Annotated in this window: 27 protein-coding genes; 5 read left to right on the top strand and 22 right to left on the bottom strand. The window is 64.4% G+C overall.

Annotated features, from left to right (window positions below; all coding sequences use genetic code 11):
• Position 1 precedes the first annotated feature (1 nt).
• From rplW to ACQY8B_RS26730, 15 genes are all read right to left on the bottom strand, one after another.
• A complete protein-coding gene (gene rplW / locus ACQY8B_RS26800) occupies positions 2-337 on the bottom strand; it encodes a 50S ribosomal protein L23 (RefSeq protein ID WP_007838129.1) in 336 nt (111 codons plus the stop codon).
• Positions 334-954 carry a 50S ribosomal protein L4 gene (gene rplD, locus ACQY8B_RS26795; RefSeq protein ID WP_081266125.1) on the bottom strand — a complete coding sequence of 207 codons (621 nt, stop codon included), beginning with the start codon at positions 952-954 and terminating at the stop codon, positions 334-336. The genes rplW and rplD overlap by 4 nt, the downstream gene beginning before the upstream one ends.
• Positions 954-1,634 carry a 50S ribosomal protein L3 gene (rplC, locus tag ACQY8B_RS26790; RefSeq protein WP_422089115.1) on the bottom strand — a complete coding sequence of 227 codons (681 nt, stop codon included), beginning with the start codon at positions 1,632-1,634 and terminating at the stop codon, positions 954-956. The genes rplD and rplC overlap by 1 nt, the downstream gene beginning before the upstream one ends.
• A 225-nt stretch (positions 1,635-1,859) precedes the next feature.
• On the bottom strand, positions 1,860-2,384 hold the full coding sequence (locus ACQY8B_RS26785) for a hypothetical protein (RefSeq protein ID WP_422084699.1): 525 nt from the start codon (positions 2,382-2,384) through the stop codon (positions 1,860-1,862).
• 11 nt (positions 2,385-2,395) lie between these two features.
• The gene (locus ACQY8B_RS26780) at positions 2,396-4,003 is read right to left on the bottom strand and encodes a hypothetical protein (protein ID WP_422084698.1); all 1,608 of its coding nucleotides are present in this window, start codon (positions 4,001-4,003) and stop codon (positions 2,396-2,398) included.
• Between the two features lie 147 nt (positions 4,004-4,150).
• Positions 4,151-4,465 carry a 30S ribosomal protein S10 gene (gene rpsJ, locus ACQY8B_RS26775; RefSeq protein ID WP_007838118.1) on the bottom strand — a complete coding sequence of 105 codons (315 nt, stop codon included), beginning with the start codon at positions 4,463-4,465 and terminating at the stop codon, positions 4,151-4,153.
• 21 nt (positions 4,466-4,486) lie between these two features.
• Positions 4,487-5,680 carry an elongation factor Tu gene (tuf, locus tag ACQY8B_RS26770; RefSeq protein ID WP_093060175.1) on the bottom strand — a complete coding sequence of 398 codons (1,194 nt, stop codon included), beginning with the start codon at positions 5,678-5,680 and terminating at the stop codon, positions 4,487-4,489.
• A gap of 140 nt (positions 5,681-5,820) precedes the next feature.
• Positions 5,821-7,920 (bottom strand): elongation factor G, encoded by a 2,100-nt coding sequence (gene fusA / locus ACQY8B_RS26765; protein WP_422084697.1) that lies wholly within the window; start codon positions 7,918-7,920, stop codon positions 5,821-5,823.
• A gap of 96 nt (positions 7,921-8,016) precedes the next feature.
• A complete protein-coding gene (rpsG, locus tag ACQY8B_RS26760; RefSeq protein ID WP_101491328.1) occupies positions 8,017-8,490 on the bottom strand; it encodes a 30S ribosomal protein S7 in 474 nt (157 codons plus the stop codon).
• Between the two features lie 149 nt (positions 8,491-8,639).
• Positions 8,640-9,017, bottom strand: a complete 378-nt coding sequence (gene rpsL / locus ACQY8B_RS26755; protein ID WP_013543948.1) for a 30S ribosomal protein S12 — start codon at positions 9,015-9,017, stop codon at positions 8,640-8,642.
• A 209-nt stretch (positions 9,018-9,226) separates the two neighbouring features.
• A complete protein-coding gene (locus ACQY8B_RS26750) occupies positions 9,227-10,396 on the bottom strand; it encodes a D-alanyl-D-alanine carboxypeptidase family protein (protein ID WP_422084696.1) in 1,170 nt (389 codons plus the stop codon).
• A 40-nt stretch (positions 10,397-10,436) separates the two neighbouring features.
• Positions 10,437-11,069, bottom strand: a complete 633-nt coding sequence (locus ACQY8B_RS26745) for an alpha/beta hydrolase (RefSeq protein WP_422084695.1) — start codon at positions 11,067-11,069, stop codon at positions 10,437-10,439.
• A 36-nt stretch (positions 11,070-11,105) separates the two neighbouring features.
• Positions 11,106-11,459 carry a (2Fe-2S) ferredoxin domain-containing protein gene (locus tag ACQY8B_RS26740; RefSeq protein WP_422084694.1) on the bottom strand — a complete coding sequence of 118 codons (354 nt, stop codon included), beginning with the start codon at positions 11,457-11,459 and terminating at the stop codon, positions 11,106-11,108.
• Between the two features lie 9 nt (positions 11,460-11,468).
• Entirely contained in the window at positions 11,469-12,617 is a 1,149-nt protein-coding gene (locus ACQY8B_RS26735) for a VanZ family protein (RefSeq protein ID WP_422089114.1), read from the bottom strand.
• Positions 12,618-12,637: 20 nt separating this feature from the next.
• On the bottom strand, positions 12,638-13,066 hold the full coding sequence (locus tag ACQY8B_RS26730; protein ID WP_422084693.1) for a CopD family protein: 429 nt from the start codon (positions 13,064-13,066) through the stop codon (positions 12,638-12,640).
• A 363-nt stretch (positions 13,067-13,429) separates the two neighbouring features.
• Between ACQY8B_RS26730 and hemB the strand changes: the two genes are divergently transcribed.
• Positions 13,430-14,416 (top strand): porphobilinogen synthase, encoded by a 987-nt coding sequence (gene hemB, locus ACQY8B_RS26725; protein WP_422084692.1) that lies wholly within the window; start codon positions 13,430-13,432, stop codon positions 14,414-14,416.
• Between the two features lie 19 nt (positions 14,417-14,435).
• Complete coding sequence (locus ACQY8B_RS26720) at positions 14,436-15,566, top strand: magnesium transporter CorA family protein (RefSeq protein ID WP_422084691.1); 1,131 nt, start codon at positions 14,436-14,438, stop codon at positions 15,564-15,566.
• An 87-nt stretch (positions 15,567-15,653) separates the two neighbouring features.
• Here ACQY8B_RS26720 and ACQY8B_RS26715 read toward each other — a convergent pair whose 3' ends face one another.
• Positions 15,654-16,022 (bottom strand): DUF4148 domain-containing protein, encoded by a 369-nt coding sequence (locus tag ACQY8B_RS26715; RefSeq protein ID WP_422084690.1) that lies wholly within the window; start codon positions 16,020-16,022, stop codon positions 15,654-15,656.
• Between the two features lie 221 nt (positions 16,023-16,243).
• Complete coding sequence (locus tag ACQY8B_RS26710) at positions 16,244-16,570, bottom strand: alpha/beta hydrolase (protein ID WP_422084689.1); 327 nt, start codon at positions 16,568-16,570, stop codon at positions 16,244-16,246.
• A gap of 117 nt (positions 16,571-16,687) precedes the next feature.
• Here ACQY8B_RS26710 and ACQY8B_RS26705 point away from each other — a divergent pair, with 117 nt between their 5' ends.
• Complete coding sequence (locus ACQY8B_RS26705; protein ID WP_422084688.1) at positions 16,688-17,602, top strand: LysR substrate-binding domain-containing protein; 915 nt, start codon at positions 16,688-16,690, stop codon at positions 17,600-17,602.
• A 47-nt stretch (positions 17,603-17,649) separates the two neighbouring features.
• Here ACQY8B_RS26705 and ACQY8B_RS26700 read toward each other — a convergent pair whose 3' ends face one another.
• Together ACQY8B_RS26700 and ACQY8B_RS26695 are read right to left on the bottom strand one after the other, a co-directional pair.
• On the bottom strand, positions 17,650-18,333 hold the full coding sequence (locus ACQY8B_RS26700) for a dienelactone hydrolase family protein (RefSeq protein ID WP_422084687.1): 684 nt from the start codon (positions 18,331-18,333) through the stop codon (positions 17,650-17,652).
• 49 nt (positions 18,334-18,382) lie between these two features.
• Entirely contained in the window at positions 18,383-18,988 is a 606-nt protein-coding gene (locus ACQY8B_RS26695; protein ID WP_422084686.1) for a 2-hydroxychromene-2-carboxylate isomerase, read from the bottom strand.
• 71 nt (positions 18,989-19,059) lie between these two features.
• Between ACQY8B_RS26695 and ACQY8B_RS26690 the strand changes: the two genes are divergently transcribed.
• Positions 19,060-19,806, top strand: coding sequence for an SDR family oxidoreductase (locus tag ACQY8B_RS26690; protein WP_422084685.1), 747 nt, complete (start codon positions 19,060-19,062; stop codon positions 19,804-19,806).
• A 3-nt stretch (positions 19,807-19,809) separates the two neighbouring features.
• Positions 19,810-20,463, top strand: coding sequence for a MarC family protein (locus ACQY8B_RS26685; RefSeq protein WP_081270399.1), 654 nt, complete (start codon positions 19,810-19,812; stop codon positions 20,461-20,463).
• A 4-nt stretch (positions 20,464-20,467) separates the two neighbouring features.
• Here the strand turns inward: ACQY8B_RS26685 and ACQY8B_RS26680 are convergent, their stop codons facing one another.
• The 3 genes from ACQY8B_RS26680 to ACQY8B_RS26670 are packed head-to-tail and all read right to left on the bottom strand — an operon-like array spanning position 20,468 to position 24,006.
• A complete protein-coding gene (locus tag ACQY8B_RS26680) occupies positions 20,468-20,941 on the bottom strand; it encodes an EVE domain-containing protein (protein WP_422084684.1) in 474 nt (157 codons plus the stop codon).
• 7 nt (positions 20,942-20,948) lie between these two features.
• Complete coding sequence (locus ACQY8B_RS26675) at positions 20,949-22,115, bottom strand: ABC transporter substrate-binding protein (protein ID WP_422084683.1); 1,167 nt, start codon at positions 22,113-22,115, stop codon at positions 20,949-20,951.
• A gap of 34 nt (positions 22,116-22,149) precedes the next feature.
• A complete protein-coding gene (locus tag ACQY8B_RS26670) occupies positions 22,150-24,006 on the bottom strand; it encodes an AMP-dependent synthetase/ligase (RefSeq protein WP_422084682.1) in 1,857 nt (618 codons plus the stop codon).
• Positions 24,007-24,009 lie beyond the last annotated feature (3 nt).

Raw genomic sequence — 24,009 nt, 5'->3', positions numbered from 1 at the left:
ATTAAGCGCCTTCCCCGACGAGGTTGAGCTCTTGACCCGGCTTCAGGGTCACATAGGCCTTGCGCACGTTGTCGCGGCGGCCGATGGACTTGCCAAAGCGCTTGGTCTTGCCCTTGGTGTTGAGCACCGACACGCCCTGGACTTCGACCTTGAACATCAGTTCGACAGCGGCCTTGATCTCGGGCTTGGTGGCGTCTTGCAGCACCTTGAAAGTGACAGCGTTCGACTTCTCGCCGACCATCGTGGCCTTTTCGGACACGATCGGGGCGACCAGCACCGCCATCAGGCGGCCTTCTTCGAACGTACGTTCAGCGGCGGTAGGGTTCACGCGGCTCATGCGAACATCTCCTTGAGCTTGTCGACGGCACCCTTGGTGACCAGCACCTTCTTGTAGTGAACCAGCGACACCGGGTCGGCGTAGCGGGGTTCGACCACGAGAACGTTCACCAGATTGCGCGAGGCAAGGTACAGGTTTTCGTCGACTTCTTCGGCGATCACGAGCACGGACTCGAGATTCATCGCCTTGAAACGGGCAGCCAGCGGCTTGGTCTTGGGCGAGTCGACCTTGATCGAGTCGACCACGGCCAGACGGCCTTCGCGAGCGAGTTGCGAGAAGATGGACGCCATGCCGGCGCGGTACATCTTCTTGTTGATCTTCTGCGAGAAGTTTTCGTCAGGCATGTTCGGGAAGATGCGACCACCCCCGCGCCACAGCGGCGAGGACGTCATACCGGCCCGGGCGCGGCCCGTTCCCTTTTGCTTGAAAGGCTTCTTGGTCGAGTGCTTGACCTGTTCGCGGTCCTTCTGGGCGCGCGTGCCTTGACGGGCGTTGGCCTGGAATGCAACGACGATCTGGTGGACCAGATCTTCGTTGTAATCACGGCCGAACACGGTCTCGGGGGCGTCGTACTTCGACGCGGCCTGGCCTTGTTCGTTCAGGAGTTCGAGTTGCATTACTTCGCTCCTTCAGCCGCTTGCGGCTTGGCCTTGATGGCGGGACGCACGGTGACGAAGCCACCCTTCGAACCCGGGATCGCGCCCTTGATGAGCAGCAGTTGGCGTGCTTCGTCGATGCGGAACACGTCGAGGTTTTGCGTCGTGCGGGTGACGTCGCCGAGGTGGCCCGTCATGCGCTTGCCGGGGAACACGCGACCGGGGTCTTGTGCCATACCGATCGAGCCGGGAACGTTGTGCGAACGGCTGTTACCGTGCGACGCGCGTTGCGAGCTCATGTTGTGACGCTTGATCGTGCCAGCGTAGCCCTTGCCGATGGAAGTGCCTTGCACGTCCACCTTCTGGCCCACGGTGAAAACGCTGTTCACGGAGATCACGCCGCCAGCCTTGTGCTGACCTGCGGTATCTGCGGTAACGCGGAATTCCTGGATGATTTCGCCTGCTTCGACACCCGCCTTGGCAAGGTGGCCGGCTTCGGGCTTGGTCACGCGCGATGCTTTGCGCGAACCGAACGTCACTTGCAGGGCGACGTAGCCATCGGTCTCTTGGGACTTGATCTGGGTCACACGGTTGTTGGACACATCCACCACCGTGACAGGAACTGCGTCCCCGTCATCGGTGAAGAGACGCATCATCCCCACCTTGCGGCCCAGCAACCCGAGGGAGTTGCTCAGACTCATATGTTTTCTCCAAAAATGGAAATCCTCTTCCGCCACTGCCACTTCAATTGGCAACAGCGTTTGCCAGATTTCTCCGGCTACGGAAGAAGGTTGATAAATCTCTGCCCGCATGGCACCTTGCGGACGCAACAAGGGCAGAGCCAGCGATTATAGCCCGCGATGCGCAGGCCATGCAAGTGACCGCTCAGGGCCCTTGTTTCATGGCCCTGAGCGCGGGTTTCCCGCTTATTTGGCGGGCAGCGAGATGATCCTTTCGCCGCCGGGCATGGCCTTCACCTCGCCCGTCGGCTTCATGGCAGGCATGTCCGAGCCAGTCTGCACCGGGATGGAGATGGCGCTGCGCGCGGCGCCCTGGGCAATGAAGACATTCAGATAGGCAAGGCCTTCGCGGTCGCTCACCACCGTGACCGTGGCGCTGGTACGTGCACTTGGCGACAGAGTCAGCGTGTTGCTGCCAGACAACGTCAGTCCGGCATCCGGGCTCAGGCGCACGGTCGCACCGTCAGGGCTGGTGACGCCGTCGAACTGCAGGGTAATGGCCGTCGGCTTGCCCACCTGGGGGTTGCCGCTGAATTGGTACTGCAACGTGACGCCGGAGTCGTTGGACTTTCTGGATGCTGTGACCACGGGCTGGGCCGCCGACTGCCTGGCGCCACGGGAGGCCGGCATGCCATCGGCCAGGGCCGGCGCCGACATCGCGGCCAGCGCAAGCCATGCCAGCGCCATCGTCGAATGGGTGCGGATGTTCATGGCAATCCTTCCTATTGAACGAGAACGGAGAAACATCTTGGCGGCAGATTGTTCGCGCCAGACACCGGGGCATCGTCCCGCACCGCAAGAACGTAGTCACCGGCGCCCAGGCTGACCTTGTTGCTGCTTCTTGCGATCAGTCCGGCCTTGAAGAGGTCGAAGTTCGTTGCGCCACTCCCTCCGGTGAGCTGGATCGTGTAGTCGCGGCTCGCAGGTGCGGTGAAGGCGAGGTACGAAATATTGCCGAGCTTGTTGACGGTACCCGCCACATTGGAAATGCAGGCAACGTCGGATGCCAGAACGCCGACCGTCACGGGCGTGTACAGCGGCAGCACATCGGGAACCGGCGTGGCAGCCGCACTGTCATTGCTCGTTTCCCCGACGCCATAGGCATCGGTGGACGTGATGCCCTGCCCCGTGAGCAGGGTTTTCAACGCCGGCGCGCTGCCCGGCGCGACCGCATTGAACACCGAGGAGAACAGATGGATCGACGTGACGGGCGTCGCACTGCGGAACTGGAAGCTCGTCATCGCGTTGTTGATCGGCTTGAATCCGACCTGCTGGTTCAGGTTCCAGAGAATGGACTGGATCGAAACCTCCCGATACCAGCCAGGGTTGGTCGATGGTCCTGACCTCAAGTCCACCAATATGGAGTCGGTCACCTGGCCGGGACCACGGGAATCCACGTAGGTGCTCCGGTCAAGCGCAATGCCCGACCAGGCATTGCCCCACCCTTCCGAGAACGCCAGCCGGCGGTCGACACGATCACTGCCCGAGTGCTCCCCACCCGGCGAGTCGTCTCGGCTGAACGACGACTGGTAGTAGTGACCCCATTCGTGCGCGATCACCGGCGAGTCGAATTCGTCGGTGTCGACGCCTTCCTTGCCCAACACGTAGATCTCGCGGCCGGTGCTCTTGTTGACGAAGTAGGTGGTAGTGATCTGCCCCAGCGCCGAATTGCCGGGCGACGGCGCATTGTTGGGACTCCAGTACACGCGCAATGACGGAAAAGACGTGGCAGGCGCGATCGACAGCACCTTCTGCATTGCGGTGTAGACCGTGTCGAGAATCGCAAAGGGTGCTGCCACACGCTGGGAAGCGTACCTGGAACCGTCCCAGCCGGTCGCCGCCCGCAGATCGCGGGTCGATGCCGCAGTGCCCGACGAAAACGCCGCCGTCTGCATCGAATACAAGGCATTGCCCTGGGTGTTGTCGCGTACGCTGACATCCCAGGTCGCACCGGGCGCGGTGCGAGCCAACTGGGCTCTCACGCGAACGATCACCGTTGCATTCGCCGGCACGCTTACCGAATAGGCACCGTTGTCGTCGGTCGTGGCGACCGCGAGTTGCGCAGAAGTAGCGGCATCGACCACCTCCAGCGACGCGCCTCGCACAGGCTTGACCGACGTGGATGCATACACCAGGCTGCCGTTCGGATTCGGAACGGATTCATAAGTAGCCGTGCCTGTCAGGGTGACCGGCCCCGCGCTCACCGGCAGAAGAAAGGGCAACCCGCCCCCGCCACCACCGCCTCCTCCCCCACCGCCACCGCCACAGCCAGCCAGCAACGCCGTTGCAGCGCATGCCGACGCAAACGCAAAAGAGAACTTGTAGTTCATGACTGGTGCTGCCCTCGTTTCAGCCTCCGGTCGACACGCCGGAGTTGCCGCCGCGCGAGGATGCCATACCCGGGCAGAAAAGCACAAAGCCCGCCTGCATTTCTGCGGGCGGGCCTTGCTAAAACGCGACAGGTGTCGTGTTTCTGTTTACTGCAGCTTGATCTCGACGTCCACGCCGGCCGGCAGGTCGAGCTTCATCAGCGCGTCCACGGTCTTGTCGGTCGGGTCGACGATGTCCATCAGGCGCTGGTGCGTACGGATTTCCAGCTGGTCGCGCGACGTCTTGTTGACGTGCGGCGAACGCAGGATGTCGAAACGCTTCATGCGGGTCGGCAGGGGCACGGGGCCCTTGACGATCGCACCGGTACGCTTGGCGGTGTCAACGATTTCGGCTGCCGACTGGTCGATCAGCTTGTAATCGAACGCCTTCAGGCGGATGCGGATTTTTTGCTTGGTTGCCATGGTGATTCCTTTGCGTCCGGCTTAGATGTCGAGGATCTTGGCAACGACGCCCGAACCCACGGTGCGGCCGCCTTCGCGGATGGCGAAGCGCAGGCCTTCTTCCATCGCGATCGGATTGATCAGCTTCACGGTGATGCTGACGTTGTCGCCGGGCATGACCATTTCCTTGTCCTTGGGCAGCTCGATCGCGCCGGTCACGTCCGTCGTGCGGAAGTAGAACTGCGGACGGTAGTTGTTGAAGAACGGCGTGTGACGGCCGCCTTCGTCCTTCGACAGGACATACACCTCGGCGGTGAAGTGCGTGTGCGGCTTGATCGAGCCGGGCTTGCACAGCACTTGGCCGCGCTCGACTTCTTCGCGCTTCGTGCCGCGCAGCAGCACGCCCACGTTGTCGCCGGCCTGGCCTTGGTCCAGCAGCTTGCGGAACATTTCCACGCCGGTGCAGGTGGTCTTGACCGTCGGGCGGATGCCCACGATTTCGATTTCTTCACCGACCTTGATCACGCCGCGCTCGACGGCGCCGGTCACCACGGTGCCGCGACCCGAGATCGAGAACACGTCTTCCACGGGCATCAGGAACGTGCCGTCCACGGCGCGCTCGGGCGTCGGGATGTACGTGTCCAGGGCTTCTGCCAGCTTCATGATGGCGCCTTCGCCCAGTTCGCCCTTGTCGCCTTCCAGGGCGAGCTTGGCCGAGCCGTGGATGATGGGGGTGTCGTCGCCGGGGAATTCGTACTTGTCGAGGAGTTCGCGAACTTCCATTTCGACCAGCTCGAGCAGTTCCTTGTCGTCGACCATGTCGCACTTGTTCAGGAACACGATGATGTAGCCCACGCCCACCTGGCGAGCCAGCAGGATGTGTTCACGGGTCTGGGGCATCGGGCCGTCGGCGGCCGAGCACACCAGAATCGCGCCGTCCATCTGGGCAGCGCCGGTGATCATGTTCTTCACGTAGTCGGCGTGGCCGGGGCAGTCGACGTGTGCGTAGTGGCGGTTGGCCGTTTCGTACTCGACGTGCGCGGTGTTGATCGTGATGCCGCGGGCCTTTTCTTCAGGCGCAGCGTCGATCTGGTCGTAGGCCTTGGCTTCGCCGCCGAACTTGGCCGACAGCACCGTTGCGATCGCAGCCGTCAGCGTGGTCTTGCCGTGGTCGACGTGACCGATCGTGCCCACGTTGACGTGAGGCTTGGTGCGGGTGAATTTACCTTTTGCCATTTTTCAATCCTTGAAAGAGCATTCCCGTGTATTGGTTTTATGTCTGCACCCGATTGCTGGTTCGCCTCGCACGGGAACGTGGCGGCACCGGATCGCAGACAACGAGGGCCGCGCACTGCGCGGCCCCGCATTCTTGAAACTTACTTGGCGCGAGCGGCCACGATGGCTTCGGCAACGTTGCGCGGAGCTTCAGCGTAGTGCTTGAACTCCATCGTGTACGTGGCACGGCCTTGCGACATCGAACGCAGCGTGGTCGAGTAGCCGAACATTTCCGACAGCGGCACTTCTGCCTTGATGGCCTTGCCGCCACCGACCATGTCGTCCATGCCCTGCACCATGCCGCGGCGGGACGAGAGGTCACCCATCACGTTGCCGGCGTAGTCTTCAGGCGTTTCGACTTCCACGGCCATCATCGGCTCGAGGATCACGGGGCTGGCCTTGCGGGCACCTTCCTTGAAACCGAAGATCGCGGCCATCTTGAACGCCATTTCGTTCGAGTCCACGTCGTGGTACGAACCGAAGTGCAGCGTGACCTTGACGTCGACGACGGGGTAGCCCGCCAGCACGCCTTGCGTCAGCGCTTCCACGACGCCCTTTTCCACCGCGGGGATGTATTCGCGAGGAACCACACCGCCCTTGATGGCGTCGACGAACTCGAAGCCCTTGCCGGCTTCCTGCGGCTCGAGCTTCAGAACCACGTGACCGTACTGGCCCTTGCCGCCCGACTGGCGAACGAACTTGCCTTCGGCTTCTTCGACGGTCTTGCGGATCGTTTCGCGGTAGGCCACTTGCGGCTTGCCCACGTTGGCTTCCACGCCGAATTCGCGCTTCATGCGGTCCACGATGATTTCAAGGTGGAGCTCGCCCATGCCGGCGATGATGGTCTGGCCCGATTCTTCATCGGTCTTCACGCGGAACGAAGGATCTTCCTGAGCCAGGCGCTGCAGCGCGATGCCCATCTTTTCCTGGTCGGCCTTGGTCTTCGGCTCGACGGCCTGCGAGATCACCGACTCCGGGAACACCATGCGCTCGAGCGTGACGATGGCTTCGGGATCGCACAGCGTTTCGCCAGTGGTCACTTCCTTCAGGCCCACGCACGCGGCGATGTCGCCGGCGCGGATTTCGCTGACTTCTTCGCGGTTGTTCGCGTGCATCTGCACGATACGGCCGATACGCTCCTTCTTGCCGCGCACCGGGTTGTAGACGCTGTCGCCCTTCGAGAGCACGCCCGAATAGACGCGCACGAAGGTCAGCTGGCCCACGAACGGGTCGGTCATCAGCTTGAACGCGAGGGCGGAGAACTTCTCGTTGTCGTCAGCCTTGCGAACGACAGGCGCTTCGTCTTCGTCCAGGCCGCTGACCGGAGGAATGTCCGTCGGCGCGGGCATGTATTCGACGACGGCGTCGAGCATGGCCTGCACGCCCTTGTTCTTGAAGGCCGAGCCGCACAGCATCGGCTGGATTTCGCCGGCGATGGTGCGCTGACGGATGGCCTTCTTGATTTCTTCCTCGCTCAGCTCGCCGCCTTCGAGGTACTTGTTCATCAGCTCTTCGCTGGCTTCGGCAGCCGCTTCGACGAGCTTTTCGCGGTATTCGTTGCAGACGTCGACCAGGTTGGCGGGGATCTCGCCGTACTGGAAGGTCACGCCCTTGTCTTCGTCCCAGATGATCGCCTTCATCTTCACGAGGTCGACGATGCCCTGGAAGTGCTCTTCGGCACCGATCGGGATCTGGATCACGACGGGGTTGGCCTTCAGGCGGTCGACCATCATCTGGCGAACGCGCAGGAAGTCGGCGCCGGTACGGTCCATCTTGTTGACGAACGCGAGACGGGGCACCTTGTACTTGTTGGCCTGGCGCCAGACGGTTTCCGACTGGGGCTGCACGCCGCCGACGGCGTCGTACACCATCACGGCGCCGTCCAGCACGCGCATCGAGCGCTCGACTTCAATGGTGAAGTCCACGTGGCCGGGGGTGTCGATGATGTTGATGCGGTGTTCGTCGAACTTGCCGGCCATGCCCTTCCAGAAGCAGGTGGTGGCGGCGGAGGTGATCGTGATACCGCGCTCTTGCTCTTGCTCCATCCAGTCCATCGTGGCGGCACCGTCGTGCACTTCACCGATCTTGTGGTTCACACCGGTGTAGAACAGGATACGTTCGGTCGTCGTGGTCTTGCCAGCGTCGATGTGCGCGGAGATGCCGATGTTGCGGTAGCGCTCGATGGGGGTCTTGCGGGACATGATTTACTTTCGGGTTGAAATGCGTTGAGCGCTGGGCCCCGGGCACGGGCACAACGCCCGAAACCCGACACCCAACGCCCAAGCGAAGTTTGATTTTTAGAAGCGGAAGTGGCTGAAAGCCCGGTTGGCTTCTGCCATGCGGTGCACTTCGTCGCGCTTCTTCATGGCACCGCCACGGCCTTCCGTGGCTTCCATCAGTTCGTTGGCCAGACGCAGGGCCATCGACTTTTCACCGCGCTTGCGGGCGGCTTCCTTGATCCAGCGCATCGACAGGGCGAGGCGGCGGACGGGACGGACTTCGACCGGCACTTGATAGTTCGCACCGCCAACGCGGCGCGACTTCACTTCGACCATCGGCTTCACGTTGTTGATGGCAACGGTGAACGCTTCGAGAGGGTCCTTGTCCGGGTTCTTCTTTTCGATGAATTCGAGTGCACCGTAGATGATGCGCTCGGCAACAGCCTTCTTGCCGCCTTCCATGATCACGTTCATGAACTTCGACAGCTCGACATTGCCGTACTTGGGATCCGGCAGGATTTCACGTTTGGGGACTTCGCGACGACGTGGCATTTTCTTAACCTCTTTGCTTCAGTTGGCACCGTTTCCGGTACCGCGAGAGCCAGCTGGAACTCTCACTTACTCGACCCGACACTGGGTCACTTCGTTCGATGTACCCGCCAAGGTAACCGAACACCGTTTGTTTTTGACGACAGGAAGGCTTAAGCCTTCTTGGGACGCTTCGCGCCGTACTTGGAACGCGACTGCTTGCGGTCTTTCACGCCTTGCAGGTCGAGCGAACCGCGCACGATGTGGTAACGCACACCGGGCAAGTCCTTGACACGACCGCCGCGGACCAGCACGACGCTGTGTTCCTGGAGGTTGTGGCCTTCGCCGCCGATGTAGGAGATGACTTCGAAGCCATTGGTCAGACGGACCTTGGCAACTTTACGAAGCGCCGAGTTGGGCTTCTTGGGCGTCGTGGTGTAGACGCGGGTGCAGACACCGCGACGTTGCGGCGAGTTCTGCATGGCAGGGCTCTTCGAATTGATCTTCTCGACCGTTCGACCCTGACGCACCAGTTGATTGATGGTTGGCATGAATGAATTAGTCCCAAAACGACCCGGCCTTGGCTCTGAAACCGCCCTTGTTCGTGACACAAAGGAGCCGGGAATAACGAAAACGTGAAACCCTTCGGAAAATTCCGAAAAGCCCACGAGTATAGCAAACGAGCTTGAAACGGCAAGTTCAGGCTCCTCGGACACCCCGCCAGCCGCCCTGCCTTGACCTTCTCTTACATAAATGCGGCTTACTTGATCCAGAGCCGCAGCGCGTCCCAGGCGCGGCCGAAGACGCCGGCCTGCTCGACCGCCTCCAGGGCCACCAGCGGCACGTCGGCCACAGGCTGGTCGTCCAGCGTCACCTTGAGCGAGCCGACCGGCTGGAACTTGGTGAAAGGCGCAACCAGCGGATCGGGCCGCGACACCTGCGTCCTGATCTTGCTGGCGGTGCCTGCAGGCACCGCCACGACGATGGCTTCCGGACGTCCCAGCTTAAGGGTGTTGTCCTTGCCCTTCCAGACGGCGGGGGTGGCCGCCGGCTGGCCGGCGTCGAACAGGCGGACGGCGTCGTAGGCCGTGTAGCCCCAGTTCAGCAGCTTCTGCGACTCGTTGGCGCGCACGGTCTCGCTCGTGGTACCCAGCACGATCGACAGCAGGCGGCGGCCGCCGGTCAGGTTGGGGAAGTCGCGCCTGGCGGTGGCGATCATGCAGTAGCCCGCCGCATCGGTATGGCCGGTCTTCAGGCCGTCGACGGTGGGGTCGCGGAACAACAGCATGTTGCGATTGGTGTCGTTGGTCGACGGCGTACCCGGGTAGCGGTACTTCTTGATGGCGTAGTACTTGGCTTCTTCGGGGAAGTCGCGCACCAGGCGGGTGGCCAGGATGCTCAGGTCGCGGGCCGTGGTGGTGTGGCCGGGCGTCGTCAGGCCTTCGGGGTTCTTGTAGACCGTGTTCTTCATGCCCAGCACCTTGGCCTGGGCATTCATCATCTCGACGAAGTGCTCCACGGTGCCGCCCACGCCTTCGGCCAGCGCCACGGTGGCGTCGTTGCCCGACTGCACGATCAGTCCCTTGATCAGGTCTTCCACGGGCACCTGCATCTTGGGGTCGATGAACATGCGCGAGCCGGGCATCTTCCAGGCGCGCGGGCTGACCGGCAGCGTCTGCGTCAGCGAGATCTTCTTGGCGCGCAGCGCGTCGAACACGACATAGGCCGTCATCAGCTTGGTCAGTGACGCCGGCTCTATCGGGCTGTCGACGTCCTTCTGCGCCAGGATCTGGTTCGCGGTCACGTCGAGCAGCAGGTAGCTGCGGGCGGCAATTTCGGGCGGGGCCGGCACCTGGGCGGCGGCAATCAGGCTGACGGATGCGGCGGCGGCAATGACCAGCGCGCGGAGCGCACCAAGAAAACGATTCATCGGGAGTTTGGCAAGAGACGAAAACAGGCCTGCAAGGCCTTCACGCAGCGCCCGCGCGGAGATGGCGGGCAACGAGACTTTTGAGCAGCGGCAATTGTCCGTGAAAGAAATGGCCACCCCCGGGGATGACTGTGACGGGAAGTGACTGCGGCCGCGCCCAGTCCATCACGGCGGACAGGGCCACGGTGTCATCGGCCTCGCCATGGATGACCAGCGCGCGCTCGTGTGCCTCGACCGGCAGCGGAGCCACGACATTGCGCGCGGCGGCGGTGCCGACCAGCACGATCTGCCGCACGTCGCGCTCGGCCCAGAGCCTGGCGACGGCGCCGCTCGCGACGAAGGCCCCGAACGAGAAACCGGCAATCGCCAAGGAGCCGTCGGGCGCCAGTTGGCCGACGACATTCAGCATGTCTTCCAGCTCGCCGCGCCCCTCGTCATGCACGCCCTCGCTGGCACCCACGCCGCGGAAATTGAAGCGCACCGACGTCCAGCCGCTGGCGACGAAGGCCCGTGCCAGCGTCTGTACCACCTTGTTGTCCATGGTGCCGCTGAACAGCGGATGGGGATGGGCAATGACGGCAACGCCGCGCGGCGCTTCAGCGGGCTGGTCGCGCTGCACTTCGATGCGGCCGGCGGCGCCCTGGAGGGTGATCTTTTCAGTCTGGGAATTCATTGGCGCAAAGTACGAGCAAAGGGTGCGGCGGAAAGTTCAGCGCCCGATGTCGGGCGGCAGCAGCAGCCGCTCGACGACTTCGCCGTTCTTCAGGTGGGATTCGACGATCTCGTCGATGTCGTCGCCATCGACGAAGGTGTACCAGACGGCCTCCGGGTACACCACCGCGACCGGCCCGCCCGCGCAGCGGTCGAGGCAACCGGCCTTGTTCACGCGCACCTTGCCCGGCCCGGAAAGCCCCGCTTCCTTGACCTTGGCCTTGCACCGGTCGAAGCCTTCCTGTGCGTTGTGCAAGGCACAGGAGTCCTCGCCGTTCTTGCGCTCGTTGAGGCAGAAGAAGATGTGGCGGCCGTAATAGCCGGACGGCGCGGCGGGGGAGGAGTTGGGCATCGGCCGATTTTAGTGACCGCCCCTTGCGGCCAGGCTGCCATCGCCGCCGCCGCGCCCGCGCCGCGACAGCGCCACCACCACATAGGCCAGCACGGCGAAGGGCCATACCCAGCCCAGCCACTGGGCCAATCCGTGGAAACGAATGAAGCGCCCCTGCTCCCAGGTGGCCAGGGTCTGCGCGAAATACGCACTCTCGGGCGCCTGGTTGAGCAAGCTGAGTTGCAGCACCAGCCCCACCAGCAGCAAGGCCGCGCACAGCCGGCGCGGCGCCAGCAACAGCAGCATGCCGGCAAAGAGCGCGGCCGCCATGCCGACCTGCACCGGCAGGTCCAGCCATGCCCAGGCGTGCGTGGGCCCGTAGCTCAGTGCCGCCGACAACGCCGAGGCCGCCACGCCCGTCAGCAGGATCAGCGGCAGCATGATCGCGCGCTGCACGACGGAGCGCGCCACCAGGTAGCCCAGCAGGCACGGCACCAGCGCCCCGAGCATCACGCACAGCAGTTCCACCGCGGGCACGAGTGGCTCGAGCTCGAACTGGCGCAGCGGCAGCCAGTCGATGAAGGGCGTGTCGAGCAGCCATTCGGAGATCGCGACCTCCAGCCGCTCGAACACCTGCCCGAGCCCGAAAGTGACGGCCGCCGGGAACAGCAGCGCAAACGGCCAGAGCGCCAGCAGCACCAGCCCGCCACGGGACTCCTCGACGAACCACTGCGACCGCGCGCGGCTCCAGTGCGCAATGGCCCCGAGCCGCTCCAGCCCCGCCGCCAGCACGGCGCCGATGATCGTGCCCGCCGTGTTCAGGGCCAGGTCCACGTTCGAGGGAATGCGCACCGGCAAATAACTCTGCAGCGTCTCCATGGAAAAGGCGATGGCCGCGCCGGCCGCCGTGGCGCGCAGCACCACCCGCCACGCGCTGGCGCTGCGGCGCGTTCGAAGCACCGCCAGCGCGCACAGGAACCCGAAGGGCACGTAGCCCGCGACGTTGATCGCGAAGTCGAAGCCCGTCCAGTACTTGGGCCAGGGCGCCCACAGGTAGGCCCACGGGGCAATGCCCTGGTCGCGCCAGTCGGCGAACGGGTACAGGCTGGCGTAGACGATCAGCGCCGCATAAGCGAGCGCCAGGGGCAACGCGGCGGACTTGTGCGGCTTCTCCACCATGGCCACCATGCCTGCCGGTGTCAGAACGGCTTGACCACCACCAGGATCACGATGCCCAGCAGCAGCAGCACCGGCAGTTCGTTGAACCAGCGGAACCAGCGGTCGTTGCGCCGGTTCTCTCCAGCCACGAAGCGGCGCAGCAGCACGCCGCAACCGTGGTGATAGCCGATGGCCACCAGCACCAGCGCCAGCTTGGCATGCATCCAGCCGTTGCCCGGGCCGCGCCCGATGCCGTAGCCCAGCCAGAGCCAAAGGCCGAAGCCGAGCGCCGGAACCGCCAGGAAGGTCGTGAACCGCAAGAGCTTGCTGGCCATCAGCAGAAGCCGATCGCGCTCGGCCTTCGACTCGGGCGGCACCATGGCCAAATTAACAAAGATACGCGGCAAGTAGAACAACCCGGCGAACCAGCTTGCGATGAAAACGATGTGGAGAGATTTGACCCAGAGCATGGGGGCAGTTTAGTGGCGCACCTCTTGTGCCCCTCTGAAACAGGGCTCTGGAAGACATTCAGGCAAAAAAAGCCCGACGTCTTCACGTCGGGCTGGGAAGCCCTTTTGCTGTCACACATCAAGGCACCCGCTCAGGGAGGAAAAGCGGGGAGCGGCAAGCCGCCCGATTCAGAATTTAACAAAGACGAAACAAGGTTTCAAGCGACTGAGGCACTTTCTTTGACATTTAAACCAAAAATTTGAGAACCTTAGGCCTACGATTTACCGTAGTTGTCAGACAACCGACCCCGCAATGCCAGTACTGCGAAATGTCGCTTCAGGCACAATTTTGACCATATGACGTCATCAAATTTACCTTTGGCCATGTTCCCCACCGGCCGGCCACGCCGCCTGCGCCGGGACGCATTCACCCGCAATCTGGTGCGCGAACATGCATTGACGGTGAATGACCTCATTTACCCGGTGTTCGTGCAGGAAGGCGAGAAGCAGCGCGAGGCGGTGCCGTCGATGCCCGGCGTGGATCGCCTGAGCCTCGACCTGCTGCTGCCGGTGGCCGAGCAATGCGTCGAGGCCGGCATTCCGGTGATGGCGCTGTTCCCGGTGATCGACGCCAGCCTCAAGACGCCCGACGGCAGCGAGGCCTTCAACCCCGACGGGCTCATTCCCCGCGTTGTCGCCGCCCTCAAGGCGCGCTTCCCGGAACTGGGCGTGATGACCGACGTCGCCCTCGACCCCTACACCAGCCACGGCCAGGACGGCGTGCTCGACGACACCGGCTACATCCTCAACGAGGAAACCGTTGAAATCCTGGTGAAGCAGGCACTCACACAATCGCAAGCCGGCGTGGACATCGTTGCTCCCAGCGACATGATGGACGGCCGCATCGGCGCCGTCCGCCAGGCGCTCGAAGCCCGGGGCGACATTCACACGCGCATCATGGCCTACAGCGCCAAGTACGCCAGCGCCTTCTACGGCCCCTTCCGCGACGCCGTCGGCTCGGCCTCGACGCTCGGCAAGAGCAACAAGAAGGTCTACCAGATGGACCCCGGCAACAGCGACGAAGCTCTGCGCGAAGTGGCGCTCGACATCGCCGAAGGCGCCGACATGGTGATGGTGAAGCCCGGCATGCCGTACCTCGACATCGTGCGCCGCGTGAAAGACGAGTTCCGCGTGCCGACCTTCGCCTACCAGGTGAGCGGCGAATACGCCATGCTCAAGGCCGCTGCCCAGAACGGCTGGCTCGACCACGATGCCGTGGTGCTCGAAAGCCTGCTGGCCTTCAAGCGCGCCGGCGCCGACGGCGTGCTCACGTACTTCGCGCTCGACGCCGCGCGCCTCCTGAAGAAGTAACGGCCCGCCGGCATCGGGCATGCGTATTTTCGAAATCGACCGTTCGCGGGTCAGCGAACACGCGGCGCTGGCGCCGCTGGCCGTGCCGGGCACGTGCGGCGCCGGCGGCTATCTCTGGATCTCGCTCACACGCGAGGAATTCAAGGCCTCGCTGGCCGAAGTGCAGCAGATCCTTCAGACTCTCTGCCTGACGCAACTGGTCGACCTGCACGTGGCCGACCTGCTCAACGAGCAGTTGCCCTCGCACTACGACTACACCTCGAAGTACGACGTGCTGGTGTTCCGGCGCCTGGCCAACGGCAACGGCAACGGCAAGGGAACCGAGGCGCCGCCTGCACCCCGCAGCGGCCCGCCCGTGCTGCGCCGGGTCGACACCCGCCCGGTCGGCTTTGCGGTGTTCGACCGCGTGCTGCTGTCGGTACACCCGGAAGACGGCGCGGTGCGCGACGCCTTCGCCGCCCGGCTGCTGGCCGCCGCCTCGCCCGACGGCCAGGGCGCCCCCGCGCTCGACGTGCGCGCCACCTCGGCGCGGCTGCCGACGAGCCCCTCGGACCTGATGCTTCGCGTCATCAACCAGATCGTCGACAGCTACCTGGATCTGCGGCGCGAGCTCACCAAGCAGCTGGATCACTGGCAGACCGAGCTGATCGACCCGCGCAGCCGCTTCACCAACTGGAGCGCGCTGATGGAGGCACGCCAGTCGCTGCACCACCTGGACGAGATCTGCGAGGACCAGCGCGCCGCCATGCAGGACTGGATCGACTCGCTCGAGACCCTGCCCGTGCCCAAGGGCGAGGCGGAGCAGCGCGAGCGCGAACTCATCATGATCCGCAGCCGCGACGTGCTCGAGCACATTGAGCGGGTGGTGCACCACGTTCACCGGCTCGAGCAGAACGCCGAGACAGCGGTGCAGATGCATTTCAGCGTCCAGGGCCACCGCGCCAACGACATCATGCGGGTGCTGACGGTGCTGACCGCCGTGTTCCTGCCGCTGAACCTGATCGCGGGCATCTTCGGCATGAACTTCGAGTTCATCCCGCTGGTACACAAGGCGGACGGCTTCTGGATCGCGATGACGTCGATGCTGGTCATCGCCGTGCTGCTGGTGCTGATTTTCTGGCGCAAGCGCTACCTCGCCCGCACGCGCTGATCGCCGGCCCATGAAAAAAGGGGCCACGCTGCTCGCGTGGCCCCTTTTTCAATCCGGCGGCCCCGAAGGGCGGCCGTCTTGCCAGTATTACTTGGCGGTTGCGCCAGCACCTTGCTGGGCTTGAACGCGAACGTCCATCGGGTGTTGCATGGTCGAGATGACCTTGCTGTTCACGCGCGAACCCGAGGTCACGTTCTGGTCGGGAGCGTAGGCGGTGCGAACGGCTTCGGCTTCGACGATTGCGCGGTCCTTCGACACGGCGACCGTTTCCGGGCCGCGCGAACCGCGGGTCACGTTCTGGTTCGGAGCCGATGCGGTGCGCACGGCTTCGGCGTTCACGTCTGCACGGCTCTTGGTCGAGACGGCGGTGTTCACGCCTTCGTAGGTTTCTGCTTGCGCGCCAGCGGCGGCGAACAGGGTCAGGGCGGCAACTGCGAGGATTTGCGAGGTCTTCATATTCATTTCTCCTGGATGTTCGTTGGATCGGGTGTCCACCAGGCTTGCATGGTCGCTTGCCTGTGCAGCGAGTTTCGGGGCGAATTGCATTGCAGAAACACGTCGATCAGAGACACCGTGTTTCCTCTATTGAAACAATGGCGACATGAAGGCATGCAAGCAAAAAAAGCCGGCCCGGTTCGCACCGGGCCAGCCTCTCGCAAATGGCGCGTCGCCAGGGGCTACTGACGCCCGGTGCCCAGTTGCGGCGGCACTTCGCTGTTGAAGAAGGCGCGGCGGTCCAGGTTCTGGTTCGGCGCATGGGCGGTGGCCACGGCTTCGGCACGAACCGACGCCCGGTCCCGCACGCTGGGCCGCGAGGTCAGGGGCTCCGGCACCACGTCGCCATATATGTTGCCGGCGCGCGCCGCGGCATCCGCCCCCGCCACCACGTCGGCCCGGCTGGTCGTGGCCTGAAGCGGTTGCACCGGCGCATAGCCCTGGGCCTGCACACCGGCGGCGGCCAGCATCCACAGGGCTGCGGCGGCAATGATGTTCGAGGTCTTCATGTCAGTTCCTTCCGGCAAGCGGCGGCGTGTAACCGAAGTGTCGCCGAATCTGGTTAGGAAAAACCCGGGAGAATCGAACCATCGCGTTCCCAAAACGGAAACAATGAGCTCACTCACATGGACAGTCTCGATCTGATCAGAACCTTCCGGGAAGTCGCATCCCACGGCAGCTTTTCCCAGGCAGCCAAGAGGCTGGACATGTCGAAGGCCACCGTCAGCAAGTATGTGGCCGAGCTGGAAACCCGCTTCGGCGTGCGTCTTCTCAACCGCTCCACCCGCTCCGTGAGCCTCACCGACGCCGGCCAGTTGCTGCTGGAGCGCAGCACCCCGATGCTCGAGATGGTCGAGCTCACCCAGTCGGAGCTGCAGGACCGCGCCAGCCAGCCCGGCGGGCGGCTGCGCATTTCGGCGCCGCACGGCATGGGCAGCGGCGAATTTCCGAACCTGCTGGCCGACTTCATGCGCTACTACCCCGACGTGACGATCAGCCTGCAGCTGACCAACCGCACCGTCGACCTGGCCGAGGAAGGCATCGACGTCGAGCTGCGCAGCGGTCCGGTCGAAGACGCCAACCTCATCGTGCGCAAGCTGCGGCTCATGAACATGGTGGTTTGCGCCTCGCCGGTCTACTGGAAGAAGCACGGCAAGCCCGAGCACCCGCGCGACCTCTCCAGCCACGAGGCGCTCACCTTCTCGCTGCAGGGCCAGCAGCCGGTCTGGCGCTTCGACGACAACGGCACGCCGATCGACGTGCCGGTGAAAAGCCGCATGGACTGCACCGAAGGCGCGCCGCTCATCCGCGTGGCCATGCACGGCTTCGGCGTGATCTACCTGCCGTCGATCCTGGTGCAGTCGCACCTGGACCACGGCGAACTGGTGCCGGTGCTGCAGGACTACGCCCGCAAGGACATGTGGCTTTCGGCCGCCTACCTGCAGCGGCGCCACAACAGCGCCGCGCTGCGCGCGCTGCTCGATTTCCTGCAGACCCGCGTGGGCCCCGGCAGCACGACGCGCAAGCCGAGCCACTCATGAAAAAACCCGGCGCTGCCGGGTTTTCTATTGGAGAACGGACGTCAGGCTCAGCCGAGATGCTTGGCGAAGAACGCCAGCGTGCGCTCGCGCGCCAGCTTTGCCGCGTCCGCGTCGTACGAGCCGCGCTGGTCGCAGTTGAAGCCGTGGCCGACCGGGTACACATGCACTTCCACTTCGGGGTGCGCCTTCTTGAAGGTCTCGATGGTGTCCAGCGGAATCCAGTGGTCCTGGTTGCCGAAGTGCGCGAGCACCGGCACCTTGGGCTGGCGGGCGGTTTCTTCCGGCGTGGTCATGCCGCCGCCGTAGTACGGCGCTGCCGCCGACAGGCCCGGCAGGAGCGCGGCCGAGCGCCACACCAGCAGGCCGCCCCAGCAGTAGCCGACGATGCCGACCTTGCCGGCCTTAGACGCATAGGCGATGGATGCCTCGATGTCCTGCAGCACGCCGGGCGCCGGCAGCGCCTCGACCGCCGTCTTCAGGCCGAAGCCGTTCTTCATGTCGTCGTCCGAATAGCCCAGCTCCACGCCCGGCTTGACACGGTGGAAGGTAGCCGGCGCCACGGCCAGATAGCCTTCGGCCGCATAGCCGTCGGCCACCGAGCGGATGTGCGAGTTCACGCCGAAGATTTCCTGCACCACGACCACCGCGCCGCGCGGCTTGCCCGCGGGCTCGGCCACGTAGGCGGGAAAAGTGAAGCCGTCCTTGGCGGTGAGATCGATGAATTGGCCCATGTCCTGGTACTCCTAGATGGTGAATCGAATAGATGAATGAATGGCCGGGCTACGCGCGCAGCGCCCGTTCGACGAAGTCGAGGCGATCTTGCCCCCAGAATATTTCGCCATCGATCACGTAGCTCGGCGCGCCGAACACCTGGATGTCGATGGCCTCCTGCGTGTAGGCCTCGTAGCGCTCCTGCACCGCCTGGCTCTGCGACTGTTCGGCGCGCTTGGCCGGCAGGCCGCACTCGACGACCAGCGCTTCGAGCACGTTCGGGTCGCCGATGTTCCGCTCCTGCACCCACACCGCCTCGAACACCGCCGCGCACATGCGCATGGCGGCATGGGTGCCGTCGTGCAGGTCGACCGCGATGATCAGGCGGGCCGCGTCGTCCCCCGCGACCGGGAAGAACTTCGGCTTCGGGTTCAGCGGCAGCCCGAGGTGGCGCGAGAAGCGCGCGAGTTCGATGAGCCGGTAGGCCTGCCGCTGCGGTGCGCGCTTGCCCAGCGGCAGCCCGCCCGACACCGGGAACACGCTGCCCATGTCGATCGGCCGCACCCGCACCGTGGCGCCTGCGGCCTTGGCAATCGCCACGAAGCGGGAATGTCCCAGATACGTCCACGGGCTCTGCGGAGGAAAGTAATAGTCGATCGTCTTGCTCGTGCTCATTCGCATGCCCCCGGTGATGTAATCAGCCGACGGTTTTAACTGACGCGCAGTTTCTCTGCAGGAGGTAGGTTTTGGACCAGGTGCTCTTGATCACGGGCGGCGGACGCGGCATTGGCGCCGCCACCGCGCTGCTCGCCGCGAAGCGCGGCTATGCGGTCGCCGTCAACTACGCCAGCAATTCGCTGGCCGCCGACGAATTGGTGCGCAGCATCCGCGCGGGCGGCGGCACGGCCATGGCGGTGCGGGCAGACGTGGGCGACGAGGCCCAGGTGCTCGCCATGTTCGAGCAGGTCGACGCCAGGCTGGGCCGCCTCACCGCGCTGGTGAACAACGCGGGCATCGTCGACGTGACGGCGCGCGTCGACGAAATGAGCGCGGCGCGGCTCGAGCGCATGTTCCGCATCAACGTGATCGGCAGCTTCCTGTGCGCGCGCGAGGCCGTGCGCCGCATGAGCACCAAGCACGGCGGCACGGGCGGGGCCATCGTCAACGTTTCCAGCGGCGCCTCGCGGCTGGGCTCGCCGGGCCAGTACGTCGACTACGCCGCCAGCAAGGGCGCCATCGACACCTTCACCGTCGGCCTGGCCAAGGAAGTGGCGGACGAAGGCATCCGCGTGAACGCGGTGCGCCCCGGCGTGATCGACACCGAGATCCACGCCTCAGGCGGCCTGCCCGACCGCGCCGCCGCGCTCGGCCCGCAGATCCCGATGAAGCGCGCCGGCACCGCCGAGGAGATTGCCGGCGCCATCCTCTGGCTGCTCTCGGCCGAGGCCAGCTACACCACCATGGCATTGCTCGACGTCACCGGAGGCCGCTGAGCCATGAGCACATCGATGGACCTGATCAAGCCGCTGGTCACGCTGGTGGCCATCGTCAACCCGCTGGCCATCGTGCCCTTCTTCATCCACTACACGCAGGGCTACAGCGACGCGCAGCGCCGCCACACCGTGCGCATGTCGGCCTTCAGCGCGTTCGTGGTCATTGCCGTGAGCGCGCTGCTAGGGCTGCAGCTGCTGTCGTTCTTCGGCATCTCGATCGCGAGCTTCCAGGTCGGCGGCGGGCTGCTGCTGCTCATGAGTTCGCTGTCGATGCTCAACGCCAAGCCGGCCGAGAGCAAGACCAACGTCGAAGAGCTGCGCGCCACCGAGGTCAAGGCGTCGATGGGCGCATCGATCGCGGTGGTGCCGCTCACTATTCCGCTGCTCACCGGGCCGGCCACCATTTCCACCGTGGTGATCTACGCCGACAAGGCGCAGCACCTGTGGGAACTTGCCATCCTGGTGGGCTACGGCGTGGTGGTGGCGCTGGCGACCGCCCTGGCTTTTTCGCTCGCGCAGCCGATCGCGCGGGTGCTCGGCAAGACCGGCATCAACATCATGACGCGGCTGATGGGCCTGATCCTCGCCGCGCTCGCGGTCGAGGTGATGGCCGACGGCCTCGGCAAGCTGTTCCCGATCCTGAACAAGATCGGCTGAGCCGTCAGGCCAGCATCTTCTCGATGATCGTCCAGTGCGCCGGCTCCACCGGCGTGATCGACAGCCGGTTTCCCTTGCGCAGCACCACCAGGTCGGCCAGCTCGGGCCTGGCGCGCAGCTCGGGCAGGGCCAGCAGCCGAGTCTTGCGCAGCGCCTGCACGTCCACCAGCAGCCAGCGCGGATCTTCCGGCTTGGCGCCCGCGTCGTAGTAGGGCGATTTCGGGTCGAACTGCGTCGGGTCGGGCTTGATGCCCGAGGCCACCCGCGCGATGCCGGCAATGCCCGGCTCCGGGCAGCTCGAGTGATAGAAGAGCACGCCGTCGCCGACCTTCATGCCGTCGCGCATGAAGTTGCGTGCCTGATAGTTGCGCACGCCGGTCCACGCCACGGTGGCGTGGGGCGCGGCGAGCGCATCGTCGATAGAGACCTCGTCGGGCTCGGATTTCATCAACCAGAAATTGGGGGAATGGGTGGGCATGGTCCCGTCATGGTGTCACATAGTCGGACACCACCACCCACTTGCCGTCCTTGATCTGCGACAGCCGCGACTGGTCGTTGCCCAGGCGCTTGGTGGCGGTGTAGGTGCTCTTGGGGCTGCCGAACATGTCGGGCTCGAAGGTGATGCTGTCCATCGCCTTGATGAAGCTGTCGGTCGTGAGGTTCGGGCCGGCCTTGGTCGCGGCCTTGATGAACGAATCGATGATCACGTAGCCGTACACCGAGAAAACGGTCGGGTCTTCGTTGAACTTGGTCTTGTACTTGTTGGCCCAGAAGCGCAGCGGCTGCGACTGCTCGTCGGTGTAGGGGTTCTGCACCGTCATGGTGGCGTAGACGCCGTCCATCGCCTTGCCGCCGAGCTTGTGGATCAGGTCGGTGTAGGCCGCGCTGGAGCCCAGGAAGGTCGGGTTGAAGCCGGTCTTGCGCGCCTCGCCCACGGTGCCGATGGTCTCGCGGATGATGGTGCCGAGCACCACGAGGTCGCAGTTGGCGGCTTTCATCTTCGCGACCTGCGAGCTGAAGTCGGTGGCGCCGCGCTTGAACGATGTTTTCTCGGCCAGCTCCATGCCCGCGGCCTTCAGGCCCGCCTCGGCGCCGCGCTGCACCTCCAGGCCGAACTCGTCGTCCTGGTAGATGGTGCAGACCTTCTTGGCGCCCTTGTCCTTGATCATCTTCGGCAGGGCCAGGCGGATCTGGTCGTAGTAGGTGGCGGCGAACGAATACTTCAGCCGGTTCAGCGGCTCGTACATTTCGCGCGCCGCGGTGATGGGCATGTAGTTGATGATGTTCTTGTCGAACTGCACCGGCATCGCCGCCATGTTCTGCGCCGTGCCGATGTGGCCGGCCATGATGAAGATCTTTTCCTGGTTCACCAGCTTCTGCGCGGCCAGCACGGCCTTCTTCGGGTCGTAGCCCGAATCTTCCACGAACAGCTTGAGCTTGCGCCCGTTGACGTTGCCCTGCTCGTTGAGTTCGTCCACGCGCAGCTGCATGCCGTTGCGCGCCTGCTTGCCGAAGCCCGCGAGCGGACCCGACAGGTCCTGGATGGTGCCGATGCGGATCTCGTCCTTGCTCACGCCCTGCTGCTGTTGCGCGGACGCAAGCGTCGCGATCAGGCCCAGCACGGCCAGCGTCGTCAGTGTCTTGAGCTTCATGCGGTTGTCTCCTCGGGTTAACGAAAAACACGGATCAGCTGTACATGGCCTCGATGCGCGCCGCGTACTTGGTCTGCACCAGCTTGCGCTTGAGCTTCATCGTGGGCGTGAGCTCCTCGTCCTCGGCGCTGAGCTGCGTCTCGAGCAGGAAGAATTTCTTGATCTGCTCCACGCGCGCGAACTTGGCGTTGACACGGTCGATCTCGCCCTGGATCAGGTCCAGCACTTCCTTCGTGCGCGTCAGGCTTTCGTAGTTGCTGAACGGCACGTCGTTGTCCTGCGCAAACTTTTCGACGTTCTCCTGGTCGATCATGACGATCACCGTGAGGTAGGGCTTCTTGTCGCCGATCACCACGGCATCGGTGATGTAGAGGCTGAACTTGAGTTCGTTCTCCAGCTCGCTCGGCGTGACGTTCTTGCCACCTGCCGTGATGATGATGTCTTTCATCCGGTCGGTGATGCGGAAATACCCGTCCTCGTCCATCACGCCGACGTCGCCGGTGTGCAGCCAGCCTTCGGCGTCGATGGTCTCGGCGGTCTTGTCGGGCAGGTTGAGATAACCCATGAAGACATTGGGGCCGCGCACCAGGATCTCGCCGGTGGCGGGGTCGATGCGCACTTCGTTGTAGCCGGTGGCCGGCCCGATGGAGCCTGGCTTGATGCGCGTGGCCGGCACCGCGGTGGAGGCGCCGCACGACTCCGTCATGCCCCACACCTCGAGCATCGGCACACCGAGCGCCAGGTACCACTTGACCAGCTCGGGCGAAATGGGCGCCGCGCCCGTCACGAGAAAGCGCGAGCGATGGATGCCGATGAGCTTGCGCGCGTTGTCCAGCGCCAGCAGCCGCGCGAGCCTGAACTTGAGCTTGAGCCCCGCGCCGACGGGCTCGCCGGCCAGCACTTTCGCCGCAATGGCTTCGCCCACGCCGATGCTCCACTTGTAGGCGGCCTGCTGCAGCGGGCTCGCTTCCTTCAGCGCGATCATCACGCCCGAATAGAACTTCTCCCACACGCGCGGCACGGCGGTGAACACGGTGGGCGCGATCTCGCGCACGTTCTCCGGCACGGTCTCCGGGTTCTCGACGAAGTTGAGGATGGAGCCGGTGTACATCGCGAAGTACTCGCCGCCCATGCGCTCGGCGATGTGGCACAGCGGCAGGAAGCACATGCGCTCGTCTTTCTCGTCCTGCGCGATGAGCGTGTTGTAGCCGCGCGCGGTGTAAACCAGCCCCGCGTGGCTGTGCATGGCGCCCTTGGGCTTGCCAGTGGTGCCCGAGGTGTAGACAAGGATGGCGAGGTCTTCGGGCCGGCAGGCGGCCACGGTACGTTCCACGGCTTTCGGGTCGGCGGCCAAGTGCTGGCGCCCGAGTGTGCGCAGCGCATCGAGGCTCATCACGCCCGGGTCGTCGAGGTCGCGCAGGCCTTCCATGTCGAACACGATCACGCGGCGCAGGCCCGGCAGGCCGGCGCGCACTTCCAGCGCCTTGTCGAGCTGCTCGTCGTCTTCCACGAAGAGCACGGTGGTGCGCGAGTCTTCGCACAGGTAGTGCACCTGCGAGGCGGCGTCGGTCGGGTAGATGCCGTTGGACACGCCGCCGCAACTGAGCACGGCCAGGTCTGCCAGCACCCATTCGATGACGGTGTTGGACAGGATGGATGCGCACTCGCCGGGCGCGAAGCCGATGGACATGAGCCCGGCCGCGATCTCGCGCACCGCGTCTGCGGTCTGGTGCCAGCTCCAGCTGCGCCAGATGCCCAGCTCTTTCTGCCGCATCCACACGGTGTCGCCGCGCTGCTTCACGGCATTCCAGAACATCGCGGGAATGGTGTCGCCGGGCACGATGACGTCGAGGCGGGGTTCGAAGGTGTCGAGTTCCCAGAGTCCTTTCATGGC

It is taken from the genome of Variovorax sp. (assembly GCF_965279555.1).
Lineage (GTDB): Bacteria > Pseudomonadota > Gammaproteobacteria > Burkholderiales > Burkholderiaceae_C > Variovorax.
This window is presented reverse-complemented; position numbering and strand designations above follow the sequence as displayed.